This window comes from Sporichthya sp. (assembly GCF_013815995.1).
In the GTDB taxonomy this organism is placed as follows: Bacteria; Actinomycetota; Actinomycetes; order Sporichthyales; family Sporichthyaceae; genus Sporichthya.
Genome location: NZ_JACDFE010000144.1, coordinates 1 through 11,706 on the forward strand (window position 1 = coordinate 1; position 11,706 = coordinate 11,706).

The window sequence follows — 11,706 nt, forward strand, 5'->3', positions numbered from 1 at the left end:
CCGCCGGCCTGCCCGAGGTGAGGGCCTGGGCGGAGACCCTGGCGATGGCCGTCGCCCAGATCCTGACCGGTGAACGCACCGCGTCGCAGTTCCGGCACTGGTCCATGCCCGAGGTGTTCGACGAGCTCACCCGCCGCGCCGCCCTGGCCGCCCGGGCGCCCCGCCGCCGGGCCGTGCTTCGCGCCGTCCACGTGTGCTGCCCCGTCGAGGGAGTGGCCGAGGTCTGCACCGTGATCCACGGCCTGCTCCGACCGCGGGCCCTGGCCTTCCGCCTGGAGGCCCGCCGCACCCGCTGGGTCTGCACGGCCCTCGACCTCGGCTGAGCCGTACCCTCGGCGCATCGTGACACCGCCATCACCGCCCCGCCTGCCCGCCGGCGTCCTGTGGGACATGGACGGCACCCTGGTCGACACCGAGCCGTACTGGATCGAGTGCGAGTACACGCTCGTCGAGTCCTACGGCGGCGCCTGGTCCGACGACCTCGCCCACGCGCAGGTCGGCAACGACCTGATCGAGACCGGCCGAGCACTGGTCGAACACGGCGGCGTTCCGCTCGACCCGACTGAGATCGTGGAGCAACTGCTGGACGGGGTCGTGGAGCGCGTCCGTGCGCGCCTGCCGTGGCTGCCCGGAGCACGGGAGCTACTGGAGGAGCTCCACGAGCTCCGCGTGCCCTGCGCCCTGGTCACGATGTCGTGGCGACGATTCGCCGAGTCGGTCGTCGACTCACTGCCACCGGGCCGGTTCGCGGCGCTCGTCACCGGTGACGAGGTCGAGCGACCCAAGCCGTTCCCCGACCCGTACCTCGTCGCCGCCCGCCTGTTGGGCACCGAGCCGACGGCATGTGTTGCCATCGAGGACAGCCCGAAGGGCGTCGCTTCTGCCGTGGCCGCCGGGGTGCCGACCCTGGCCGTGCAGCACTTCGTGCCGGTCACCCCGGGCCCGGGCATCACCGTCGTCGACACCCTCGTTGGTTGGAGTGCAGCCGACCTCGCGGGCCTGATCTCCTGAGCTCACAACGGATCTGACGTTGCGTCAGGCCCTGCCGACGCAAGACTCAGACGTTTGCGCAGGTCAGCGACTTGTCGGTGGCTTGCTCTAGGTTTGAGTCATGGCCGGGGTGGGGACCGCAGAGCTAGGCGTGGCGCCGAGCGCCGATCTTCTGGCGTCCCTGACCGGCGAAGAAGCGGTGTCGCTGATGCGGCTTGCGCAGCGGCAGAAGAACGTCGCAGAGGCGGTCCGCCTCGCCACGGTGGTCGAGGTCGCGGTCCGAGGTCTGGATTCCGATAGCACCGTGACGCGGATGGCGACTCCGGACCGCTGGTCGCCCGATGAGATCCGGGCCGGGTTGGCCGTCACGGTGGGCGCGGCGAACTCCCTGCTGGATTACGCCTGGGCTGTAGTCCGCCGCCTGCCGGCCCTGCATGAAGCCATGCTGCGGGGGGACCTGGATGAGCCGCGGGCGCGGGCGATCGCGGCGTGGACCGAGCAGATGAGCGACGAGCACGCCCGCGCTGTGGTCGACGACGTCCTGGACTCGTGCTCGATCGATGCGGAGAAGCCACTCAACACCGCGCAACTCGTGGACCGGGTCAAGAAGCTCGGGATCGCCCTGGACCCGGATTGGGCGATGCGGGCGTTCGCCGAGGCCGTCGCCCGGCGACGCGTGACCGGCTGGCTCAACGATGACGGCACCGCGACCCTGTCCGCACAGAATCAAGAGCCCGCCCGGGTCGCCGGCGCCCGCGGGCGGCTGCGCGAATTAGCGCGCAGGGCCAAGAAGGACGGGGACCCGCGCCCGGTCGATCACCTCAACTCCGAGCTTTGCCTAGGACTGCTGGACGGCACCTACGCCGGGCTGACCGACGAGCAGATCCTCGCCGCGCTCGCGTCCACCCGGCCCGAGCCGACGGTCGAACCGACTGCTGCGTCCGCACCCACGGCGACTCCCGCACCGCGGCCGACTCCGGAGCCTGAGTCCGCTCCGGAGCCCGCGGCTACAACCGAGCCCACGCCATCGCACACGGGAGTGCAGCTCACGGTGAAGCTGTCGACCCTGCTCGGTCTGGACCGGCACCCCGGCGACCTCGCGGGCTGGGGACCCGCGCACGCCGAGCACGCCCGCGACCTCGCGCAGAAGCTGTCCGCCGGGCAGTGGCGCTTTGCCGTCGTCGACGCCGAGGGCCAACTCGTCCGATCCGGCCTCACCCCGGCCCGCCCCAAGGGCTGGGTCCCGCGCAAGGCGTCCGACGCCGGCATCCTCCACCTCCTCGTCAGTGCCGGACCGCTGAAGGCCCTCACCGAGGGCCCGCTCAAGGACGGCAACCTGGCCGACACCGCGGCCGTGATTGCCTGGCTACCCGTGATCGAGGACATCGCCCGCCGCACCGACGGCTCGGCCGCAGCGAACCCCGACCCCGCCAGCGGCTCCGACCCGCGCCGGCGCTTCCCCACCCAGGCCCTCCGGCGCGACCTCGAGCTGCGCATCCCCACCTGCATCGGCACCGGCTGCCGCCGGCCCGCCACGACCGCGGAGATGGACCACACCCTCGACCACGCCCTCGGCGGGGACACCGTGCGGGAGAACCTCGGCCCGGTCTGCGGACATGACCACGCCCTCAAGTCCAAGGGCGGCTGGCGCCTCAAGCGCCTCGACGAGTTCACCTTCCGCTGGACCACCCGATTGGGCCGCACCTACGACGTGGGGATCGCCCCTCTCATCGACGACCTACCGCCGCCGATGCCACAGCTGGGGCGACAAGCACCCCGCCCCGAACCCGACGAGCCGTCCTTCGACAGGCTCCCGGGTCAGTGACGGTCGCGCGTCCGCCAGCCCTACGCTGACCGGCATGGGGGAAGCAGCGCTGCGCGGGCAGACATGGGACGGCGAAGTGCACAAGGTGGAGCAGCAGTCACCGAGCCTGGTCCGGGTCGAACTGGGTGGCGACGGCCTCGAGGGTTTCCGCTCCCTCGGTGCGCCGGACGAGGCGTGCGTGTTCGAGTTCCCGGTCCCGGCGGCCGCGCCCGGCCTGGTGCCCAACGCCGGCCGTTGGTACTCGTTGCACGAGGTCGGCCCGAACTCGATGGCGCTCGGCATCGTCCAGCACCCGGGCGGGCTCGCCTCGAACTGGGCGAGTAAGGCCAAGGCCGGCGACACCCTGCGGATCACCCGGCACAAGAGCTGGTTCCGTCGGCCGGCCGCGGCGGCCTGGCAGATCCTGCTCGGTGACATCACCGCCGTGCCGGCCATCGCGCGGATCATCACCGAGAGCGCGCACCTGCTGCCCACCCGCGCCGTGATCGAGATCCCCGACGCGGGCGACCAGCAGGACTGGCCGGCCGCGCGCGCGGCCGACATCGAGTGGATGCTCAACCCGCAGGCACCGAGCCGGCTGAGCGACCTCGTCCGCAACCTCGAGCTGCCGCCCGGCGACGGCTACATCTACGTCGCCGGCGAGGTCGCCGAGACCCGGGCCGCCCGCAAGTTCCTCAGCCGGGACCTGAAGCTGCCCAACGACAGCTTCGGGGCCGTCGGCTACTGGCGCCGCGGCACCTGACCTACCGGCGGTTCTGCTTCTTCTGCGCCCGGCGCTCGGCGCGGTTCAGCTTCCCCGACTGCTCGGGCTCGTCGTCGCCGTCGCCGTCGAGGTCGAAGTCCGCGGTACCGGCCTCGATGTGGATTTCGCCATCGCCGTCGATGCTCGGCGCGGTGTAGGTGAGCTCGCTCGGGCGCTCGGGAGCCTCGAGGCCCTTGGCCGAGATGTGCGGGTGCTCGACCTCGCCGTTGGCGGACTGGTCCGCCGCAGCCGCGTTCTCGTCGACCTGAACCTCGACGTTGAAGATGTAGCCGACCGACTCCTCGCGGATGGCCTCCATCATCACCTTGAACATGTCGAAGCCCTCGCGCTGGTACTCGACCAACGGGTCGCGCTGGGCCATCGCGCGCAGGCCGATGCCCTCGCGCAGGTAGTCCATCTCGTAGAGGTGCTCGCGCCACTTGCGGTCCAGCACCGAGAGCACGACGCGGCGTTCGATCTCGCGCATGACCTCCTCGCCCAGGGCCGCCTCGCGGGCGTCGTAGGAGTCGAAGGCGTCGTCCTTGATCTTCTCCCGCAGCCGATCCGAGCTTCGGGAGTCGGCGTGCTCCTCCTCGTCGAAGATCGAATCCGGCTCGATACCGACCGGGTAGAGCTGCTTGAGCGCCGCCCAGAGCTTGTCGAGGTCCCAGTCCTCGGCGAAGGCCTCACCGGTCTCCGCGTCGATGTAGCCGTCGATCGTGACCTCGATGAACTCCAGCACCTGATCGCGCAGGTCCTCGCCGTGCAGCACGCGGCGGCGCTCGTCGTAAACGACCATGCGCTGCTTGTTCAGCACCTCGTCGTACTTGAGCACGTTCTTGCGGATCTCGAAGTTCTGCTGCTCGACCTGCGACTGCGCCGACTGGATCGCGCGGCTGACCATCTTGGACTCGATCGGCACGTCCTCCGGGACGTTGAGCCGGGTCAGCACCTGCTCGACGACGGCGGCCTTGAACAGACGCATCAGGTCGTCACCGAGGGAGAGGTAGAACCGGGACTCCCCCGGGTCGCCCTGGCGACCGGAACGACCGCGCAACTGGTTGTCGATCCGGCGGGACTCGTGGCGCTCGGTACCGAGGACGTAGAGCCCGCCGAGCTGGGTGACCTCGTCGTGCTCGGCGCTGGCGGCCGCGGTGGCGGCTTCCAGGGCCTGCGACCAGGCGGCCTCGTACTCGTCCGGGTTCTCCGCGGCGCTCAGGCCCTGGTTCTCCAGCTGCTCGTGGGCCAGGAACTCGACGTTGCCGCCGAGCATGATGTCGGTACCGCGACCGGCCATGTTGGTGGCGACGGTGACCTGGCCCTTGCGCCCGGCCTGCGCGACGACCGCGGCCTCCCGCGCGTGCTGCTTGGCGTTGAGCACCTCGTGCGGGATGCCCTTGCGCTTGAGTAGCCCGGACAGGTGCTCGGACTTCTCGACCGAGGTGGTGCCGACCAGGACCGGCTGGCCCTTCTCGAACCGCTCGTTGATGTCCTCGACCACCGCGTCCCACTTCGCGGACTCGGTCTTGTAGACCAGGTCGGGCTGGTCGATGCGGATCATCTCTTTGTTGGTCGGGATCTGCACCACCCCGAGCTTGTAGATCTTGTCGAACTCCGCGGCCTCGGTCATGGCCGTACCGGTCATGCCGGACAGCTTCAAGTAGAGCCGGAAGAAGTTTTGCAGGGTGATCGTGGCGAGCGTCTGGTTCTCGTCCTTGATCGCCACGCCTTCCTTGGCCTCGATGGCCTGGTGCATGCCCTCGTTGTAACGGCGGCCGGCGAGCACTCGCCCGGTGTGCTCGTCGACGATGAGAACCTCGCCGTCGACGACGATGTAGTCCTTGTCGTTGCGGAAGAGCTCCTTGGCCCGCACGGCGTTGTTCAGGTAGCCGATCAGCGGGGTGTGCACCGACTCGTAGAGGTTGTCGATGCCGAGGTAGTCCTCGACCTTCGCGATGCCGGCCTCATGCACGGCGATGGTGCGCTTCTTCTCGTCCACCGAGTAGTCGCCGGTCTCGCCGACCTTCCCCTCGCGAATGGAGTCCTTGGACGCCTCGCCCTTGCGCAGCATGCTGACCAGCCGCGCGAACTCGCCGTACCACTTGGTGGCCTGGTCGGCCGGGCCGGAGATGATCAGCGGCGTGCGGGCCTCGTCGATGAGGATCGAGTCGACCTCGTCCACGACCGCGAAGTGGTGGCCGCGCTGCACGAGCTCCTCTGCGCTCCAGGCCATGTTGTCGCGCAGGTAGTCGAAGCCGAACTCGTTGTTGGTGCCGTAGGTGATGTCGCACGCGTACTGCTGACGCCGCACCGCCGGGGGCTGCTGCGCGATGATCGTGCCGACGCTCAGGCCGAGGAAGCGGTGCACGCGGCCCATCAGGTCGGCCTGGTAGCTCGCGAGGAAGTCGTTGACGGTGATGACGTGCACGCCCTTGCCCTCGAGGGCGTTCAGGTAGGTCGGGCAGGTCGCGACCAGGGTCTTGCCCTCACCGGTGCGCATCTCGGCGATGTTGCCCAGATGTAGGGCCGCACCGCCCATGATCTGGACGTCGTAGTGCCGCTGGCCCAGGGTGCGCTTGGCGGCCTCGCGGACGGTCGCGAACGCCTCGGCGAGGATGTCGTCGAGGGTCTCCCCGTCGGCCAGTCGGGCCCGGAACTCGTCGGTCATGGCCCGCAGTTCGGCGTCGGACATCTTCTCGAAGTCGTCTTCGAGGAGGTTCACCTGATCGGCGATACCCGCCAGCTTGCGCAGGGTCCTGCCCTCGCCGGTACGCAGCATCTTGTCGAGGAGATTGGGCACCCGCGGTACTCCCTGCCTGGTTCTTACCGATGGTCGAACTCGCGCGCCGCCCGAGCGGACGCCGTAGGGGCCCATCGTAGGCGGCCGGAGATCGTCCGGCCGCGCCTGGCAGGCGCCAACGGGCGGGGAAGAACGGGCCGGCGGATCCGGCGGTGACCCAGTCGGCGCATTCCGTCCCAAGGGGGGCGTGTGCTGGGCTTGAATAGTCTCTGTGACCACACCCGACCCACACGCACCTCCAGAGCTGCCGCCGGAGCCGATCGAGATCGCGGCCGGCACGCTCCAGCTGCGTCCGTGGGAACATCGGCTGATCCCCGAGCTGCTCAAGGTGATGGCGGACCCGATCTACAAGGAATGGGCGGTGTCGGCGGTCCCGAACACCGAGGCGGACGCCGGAGCCTGGATCGACGCCCGGCTGGCGGCCTGGCGGGACGGCCGGGTGCTGTCCTTCGCCGTCCAGGACGCCACCTCGGCCGAGCTGCTCGGATCCGTGACCCTGCGCTCGTTCGGGATCTGGCCGCGGGCCGCGGACATCGGCTACTGGACCGCGCCGGACGCCCGCCAGCGCGGCGTCGCGGTGGCGGCGGTGAACGTGGCGACCCGGTGGGCGTTCACCGCCCTGGAGCTGAACCGGCTCACGCTCTTCCACGCCGTCCAGAACACCGCCGCCTGCCGGGTGGCCGCCGACGCGGGCTACCTGCTCGAAGGCGTCGCCCGCGGCGCACTGCCCCGCGCCGGGGGCGGCTGGTTCGACATGGAGATGCACGCCCGACTCGCCGGTGACCCGGCGCCCCGGCCGGGCGCACCGTCTGCGTAGAGTGTCCGCCGCAAGTAGGCGCGGTTCGAGGAGGGCACCGATGGCGCACGGCGGTCAAGGTCGCACGGTTTCGTGGATCGCGGTCCTCGTCATCTGTGTCGGCTTCACCATCGCCGGCGTGGCGCTGTGCATGGATCCGACCTGGTGGCTGTTCTGGGCCGGTTGCGGGGTGACCGTCGTCGGCGGCGTCCTCGCCCTGGCGACCGGAATCATGGAGGACTACTCCACCCAGGGGCACTGACCGCACTGTCGGTCCTGCCCTGCATGATCTGCCGGGTGCCGCCCGCCCCGTCGTCCGCCGAGCTCTCGGCCGCTGACGCACGCCGCCTGGCGCTGCGCGCCCAGGGCCTGCTCGGAGCCCGGCCCCGCAACACCGCGGCCATGCTGCGCTCGCTGGGCGCAGTCCAGCTGGACACCATCTCCGTGCTCGCCCGCTCCCACGAGCTGATCCCCTACGCCCGCCTCGGGCCGGTGGGGCGTAGCGCGGTCGAACGGGCCTTCTGGACCGGTGCGTGCTTCGAGTACTGGGCGCACGCGGCCTGCATCCTCCCGGTCGAGGACTGGCCGCTGTACTCCTTCCGCCGCCGGCACTTCATCTCCCGCGGCATCCGCTGGCACGAGCGCCCGGCGGAGTCGGTGTTCAGCGAGGTCCGCGCCCGCATCACCGACGGCGGCCCGGTGACCACCGGCGACATCGGCGGGGCCAAGAAGGGCGGGCCGTGGTGGGACTGGAGCGGGCAAAAGGTCGCGATCGAGTTCATGCTCGACACCGGTGAGGTGGTCTGCACGCGGCGGATCGGCTGGCGCCGGGTCTACGACCTGGCCGAGCGCGCGCTGCCGGCCACCGTGCTCGCCGCCGACACGCTCGACGATGACGAGTGTCACCGCCGCCTGGTCGCGCAGGCCGGCGCGGCGATGGGGATCGCGACCGTGTCCGACCTGGCCGACTACCCCCGAATCTCCAAGGGCGATGTCCAGGCGGTCCTGCCGGACACCGGCCTGGTGCCGGTCACCGTCGAAGGTTGGAGGGACCCGGCCTGGGCCCACCCCGCAGCGCTGACCGCCCTCGGCGGCCGCGGGCGGCACCGCACCACGCTGCTCTCCCCCTTCGACTCCCTCATCTGGGACCGGAAGCGGACGCTGCGGCTGTTCGGCTTCAGCCACGCGCTGGAGGCCTACAAGCCGGCCGCCAAGCGCGACTACGGCTACTTCACGATGCCGCTGCTCGCCGAAGGCCGCCTGCTCGGCCGGGTCGACCCGAAGCGGGTCGGCATCACGCTGGCCGCGCAGGCGGTGTTTCTGGACACTCCGGCTGCCGTCGAGCCGATGGCCACCGCGCTCTGGGAGGCGGCGTCCTGGGTCGGGTGCGATCAGGTCGAGGTCGGCCGCGTCGAGCCCCCCGAGTTCGCGGGCCCGCTACTCGCTGCCCTGACCGCGCTCTGCTGACCGGAGGCCCGATGTACGAGACGCCGGAGGACCTGGCCGCACTGCAGGAGTTGCTCGACCGCAGCCAGGCCGGCGCGGGTGCGCACCTCGCCGACATCATGAGTCCCGAGCGCTGACTGAACGCCGCTGCGCTGGCCGGGACGCTGCAGAAGATGCGCCTGCTCAGCCTGGCCACGGTTACCGCCGACCACCGTCCGCTGGTCGGCGCCGTCGACGCGTTCTTCATCCGGGGCGCCTTCTGCTTCGGCAGCTCCCCCACCTCGGTCCGGGCCCGCCACCTCGCCGCCCGGCCCCAGGTGAGCGCCGTCCACCTGCCCGGCGAGCACCTCTCGGTGACCGCGCACGGCCGCGCGATCCCCATCGGGTGGGAGGGCGGCGGCGATCCCTACGCCGGCCCGCTGCTCGACGCCCTGCGCGACGCCTACGGCGAGGGCAACTTCGGCGAGCAGGGCTTCCCGTACTGGCGCATCGAGGCGGACAAGATGTTCGTGTTCCACATGCCGCCCGCGGACTGAGGCGGGGCGCCCGGGCAGAATCAGGCCCATGGCAACGCACTATCAGCACTCCTTCACCTGGGACGCCCCGGCGTCCGCCGTCTACGCGATGATCACCGACCCCGTCTACCAGGAGCAGCGCTCCCAGGCCGGGAACCCGATCCGGGCCGAGTCCGCTGTGACGCCGACAGACAACGGCGCCACGATCTCGGTGTTCCGGCAGATGGCCATCGACCCGCCCGCGTTCATCAAGAGCTTCGTCGGCGACTCGATCGGCATCCAGGAGACCCAGACCTGGATCAGCCCCACCGAGGCGACCCTGGTGGTGGAGATCCTCAAGCAGCCCGGCGGCGTCCAGGGCACGCTGCGCCTTCGCGAGTCCGGCGCCTCCTCGACTGTGGTGACCGTGGACGCCGAGGTCGCCGTGAAGGTGCCGCTGGTCGGCGGCAAGGTCGAGGGCTACGTCGCGAGCATCCTCGACCGGCTCCTGGGCAAGGACGAGGAACTCGGCAAGGCGTGGCTCGCGCGCAGCTGAGACACGATTACTGACCAGACGTCAGTTGATGTCGAGCAGCTTCTCGCGGACCGCGTAGAAAACGGCCTCCATCCGGGAGTGCAGCTGCAGCTTCTCCAGGATGTTGCGCACGTGGTTCTTCACCGTGTTCTCGCTGATGAAGAGCTCGCGCGCGATGTCACGGTTGTTGCGGCCGCGGGCGACCAGGCGGAGCACGTCGAGCTCGCGCTCGGTGAGCCGCGGTGCCGGCACCCGGCTGCTCCCGCGCCCGGAGTCCCGCTTGATCAGCGAGGCGAACTCGTTGAGCAGCTTGGAGGCCATCGCCGGGCTGATCAGGGACTGCCCGTCGTGGACGGCGCGGATGCCGTGGGCGACCTCCTCGATGGAGATCTCCTTGAGCAGGTAGCCGGTGGCTCCGGCCTTGATCGCCTGGTAGAGGTCGGTTTCCTCGTCGCTGATCGTCAACATGATGATCTTCGCGACGGGGGCGACCTCTTTGATCGCGGCGGCGGCTTCGATGCCGGACAGCTTCGGCATCCGCACGTCGAGCAGGACGACGTCGGGCAGCAGGTCGGCGGCCTTGACCACCGCTTCCTCGCCGTCGGCCGCTTCGCCGACAAGAGCGAAATCGGGTTCCTGGCCGAGCACCATTTCCAGTCCACGCCGGAACAGCACGTGGTCGTCGGCGATGAGAACCCGGATGGGTTCCGATCGCGGCCCGGGCTGACGGGGGATCTCGTGGCCAGGGTCGTTCATAGCCGCAACCTAACCCGGACGGGCCCCCCGTGTGGCCCGAATGGACAGACTCGGGATAGCCACACGGGGCCGGCCCGCTCGGTTTGACCCGGTGTGTACCGAAATGTGCCGGGCCGTCAGTTGGCCGTTTACGTCTGCAGGCGAATGACCCCGTAGTCATAGCCATGCCGGCGGTAGACCACGCTCGGGAGCGAGGTCTCGGCGTCCACGAACAGGAAGAAGTCGTGGCCGACCAGTTCCATCTCGTAGAGCGCCTGGTCGAGCGCCATGGGCGCGGCCTGGTGGGTCTTCTCGCGTACCACCAACGGCCCGTCGCCGTCGACCTCGAGCCCGCCGTCCCCCCAGCTCATGGCGTCATCGTCGACCTCCAGCACGACCGCGGCAGCCGCCGGGTTGTAACCGTTGGACGATCCATTGGCGGAGGCGAGGGTGGCGGTCGCAGCGGCGACCGAGATAGGTGTACGGGAGCCGTGGTGAACGCGACGCCGGTCGGCCGACTTACGCATGCGCACCTCCAACTTCGCGTAGGCGAGGTCGAGGGCCGCGTAAGGATCAGCGGCTGCCGCCTCGGCCCGGATCAGGGCACCTCGGGTCATACAGGTGATTTCGACCCGCTCACAGACATCCGTGAGCCGCGGGTTGCGTTCCTTTGCCACCTCCACGTCGATGCTGACGATCTTTCCGTCCCAGCGCTCGAGCTTCGCGAGCTTGTCCTGGACGTGCCGACGGAATCGCTCCGAGACCTCGGTGCGCCGCCCCTTGATCACAATTTCCACGCCGTTCCTCCAGTACTCCCGAGGGCCACTCCCCTCGGGCGATGAGGATCTACTTCTTGGTGGAGACACCTGCCCGGCCGACCTGGTCTTCTACCCCACATTCGCCTGCTGAAGGTCTCGCAGCCAGAGCCACTACTCCCCTTCTCCCGGGACGAAGGCCATCTGGACCTCCGGCGGGGCAGGACTTACTTCTAAACCGCACCGTGATCAGTCGACGAAGAGTCGCCTTACGTGGGCCGCTTAGCCTGCGGCTGGCGTCGGCTAACCGGTTTGCACCGGCGCAACCACGGACCCGGGCAGGTGCCATGAACCGACGTTAGCCCGCAGGGGCTCCGGTGCCCAGGGTGAATCCGTGTCGGACAGGGTGCAGCCCGGAATGCACAGGCTCGCTTAAGCCGATACTCCCGAGCAGAGCGGTCCCGAGGTGCTCGACGGCCGCGACCACCACCGCTCCGCGAACCGCGTGTCCCGCCGCTCGGAGCGCCCGCGCGGCCTCGGTCAGCGTCGCCCCGGTGGTGAGCACGTCGTCCACGAGGACCACCGGCC

General features: G+C 70.0%; 13 protein-coding genes. 9 read left to right on the forward strand and 4 right to left on the reverse strand.

Annotated elements, in window-relative coordinates:
* From H0X00_RS15700 to H0X00_RS15715, 4 genes are all read left to right on the forward strand, one after another.
* A partial coding sequence (locus tag H0X00_RS15700; protein ID WP_293772678.1) for an Rv3235 family protein occupies positions 1-323 on the forward strand: 323 nt, incomplete at its 5' end.
* 19 nt (positions 324-342) lie between these two features.
* Positions 343-1,011, forward strand: coding sequence for an HAD family phosphatase (locus tag H0X00_RS15705; RefSeq protein ID WP_293772679.1), 669 nt, complete (start codon positions 343-345; stop codon positions 1,009-1,011).
* Between the two features lie 100 nt (positions 1,012-1,111).
* Positions 1,112-2,815, forward strand: coding sequence for a DUF222 domain-containing protein (locus H0X00_RS15710; protein ID WP_293772681.1), 1,704 nt, complete (start codon positions 1,112-1,114; stop codon positions 2,813-2,815).
* Between the two features lie 34 nt (positions 2,816-2,849).
* On the forward strand, positions 2,850-3,557 hold the full coding sequence (locus H0X00_RS15715; RefSeq protein WP_293772683.1) for a siderophore-interacting protein: 708 nt from the start codon (positions 2,850-2,852) through the stop codon (positions 3,555-3,557).
* A gap of 1 nt (position 3,558) precedes the next feature.
* Here H0X00_RS15715 and secA read toward each other — a convergent pair whose 3' ends face one another.
* Positions 3,559-6,336: a preprotein translocase subunit SecA gene (gene secA, locus H0X00_RS15720; RefSeq protein WP_367186661.1), complete on the reverse strand. Its 2,778-nt coding sequence runs from the start codon at positions 6,334-6,336 to the stop codon at positions 3,559-3,561.
* A 232-nt stretch (positions 6,337-6,568) separates the two neighbouring features.
* Between secA and H0X00_RS15725 the strand changes: the two genes are divergently transcribed.
* From H0X00_RS15725 to H0X00_RS15745, 5 genes are all read left to right on the forward strand, one after another.
* On the forward strand, positions 6,569-7,174 hold the full coding sequence (locus H0X00_RS15725; protein ID WP_293772687.1) for a GNAT family N-acetyltransferase: 606 nt from the start codon (positions 6,569-6,571) through the stop codon (positions 7,172-7,174).
* 40 nt (positions 7,175-7,214) lie between these two features.
* A complete protein-coding gene (locus H0X00_RS15730; RefSeq protein ID WP_293772689.1) occupies positions 7,215-7,415 on the forward strand; it encodes an HGxxPAAW family protein in 201 nt (66 codons plus the stop codon).
* A 35-nt stretch (positions 7,416-7,450) separates the two neighbouring features.
* On the forward strand, positions 7,451-8,620 hold the full coding sequence (locus tag H0X00_RS15735; protein WP_293772690.1) for a crosslink repair DNA glycosylase YcaQ family protein: 1,170 nt from the start codon (positions 7,451-7,453) through the stop codon (positions 8,618-8,620).
* 152 nt (positions 8,621-8,772) lie between these two features.
* Complete coding sequence (locus H0X00_RS15740; protein WP_367186660.1) at positions 8,773-9,135, forward strand: pyridoxamine 5'-phosphate oxidase family protein; 363 nt, start codon at positions 8,773-8,775, stop codon at positions 9,133-9,135.
* A gap of 28 nt (positions 9,136-9,163) precedes the next feature.
* Positions 9,164-9,649 carry a DUF2505 domain-containing protein gene (locus tag H0X00_RS15745; RefSeq protein ID WP_293772692.1) on the forward strand — a complete coding sequence of 162 codons (486 nt, stop codon included), beginning with the start codon at positions 9,164-9,166 and terminating at the stop codon, positions 9,647-9,649.
* A gap of 21 nt (positions 9,650-9,670) precedes the next feature.
* On the opposite strand, the gene H0X00_RS15750 is transcribed toward H0X00_RS15745, so the two are convergent.
* The 3 genes from H0X00_RS15750 to H0X00_RS15760 form a co-directional block, all read right to left on the reverse strand.
* On the reverse strand, positions 9,671-10,384 hold the full coding sequence (locus H0X00_RS15750) for a response regulator transcription factor (RefSeq protein ID WP_293772694.1): 714 nt from the start codon (positions 10,382-10,384) through the stop codon (positions 9,671-9,673).
* Positions 10,385-10,512: 128 nt separating this feature from the next.
* Positions 10,513-11,160, reverse strand: a complete 648-nt coding sequence (gene raiA, locus H0X00_RS15755; RefSeq protein ID WP_293772696.1) for a ribosome-associated translation inhibitor RaiA — start codon at positions 11,158-11,160, stop codon at positions 10,513-10,515.
* 316 nt (positions 11,161-11,476) lie between these two features.
* Positions 11,477-11,706: ComF family protein (locus H0X00_RS15760; RefSeq protein ID WP_293772697.1), on the reverse strand; the 230-nt coding region annotated here is incomplete at its 5' end.

What these genes read in the sequence shown, in the direction of transcription:
- H0X00_RS15710 (WP_293772681.1), top strand. Translation starts at nt 1,112, where the DNA reads ATGGCCGGGGTGGGGACCGCAGAGCTAGGCGTGGCGCCGAGCGCCGAT.
- H0X00_RS15715 (WP_293772683.1), top strand. Translation starts at nt 2,850, where the DNA reads ATGGGGGAAGCAGCGCTGCGCGGGCAGACATGGGACGGCGAAGTGCAC.
- secA (WP_367186661.1), bottom strand. Translation starts at nt 6,336, where the DNA reads ATGCTGCGTACCGGCGAGGGCAGGACCCTGCGCAAGCTGGCGGGTATC.
- H0X00_RS15730 (WP_293772689.1), top strand. Translation starts at nt 7,215, where the DNA reads ATGGCGCACGGCGGTCAAGGTCGCACGGTTTCGTGGATCGCGGTCCTC.
- H0X00_RS15740 (WP_367186660.1), top strand. Translation starts at nt 8,773, where the DNA reads ATGCGCCTGCTCAGCCTGGCCACGGTTACCGCCGACCACCGTCCGCTG.
- H0X00_RS15745 (WP_293772692.1), top strand. Translation starts at nt 9,164, where the DNA reads ATGGCAACGCACTATCAGCACTCCTTCACCTGGGACGCCCCGGCGTCC.
- H0X00_RS15750 (WP_293772694.1), bottom strand. Translation starts at nt 10,384, where the DNA reads ATGAACGACCCTGGCCACGAGATCCCCCGTCAGCCCGGGCCGCGATCG.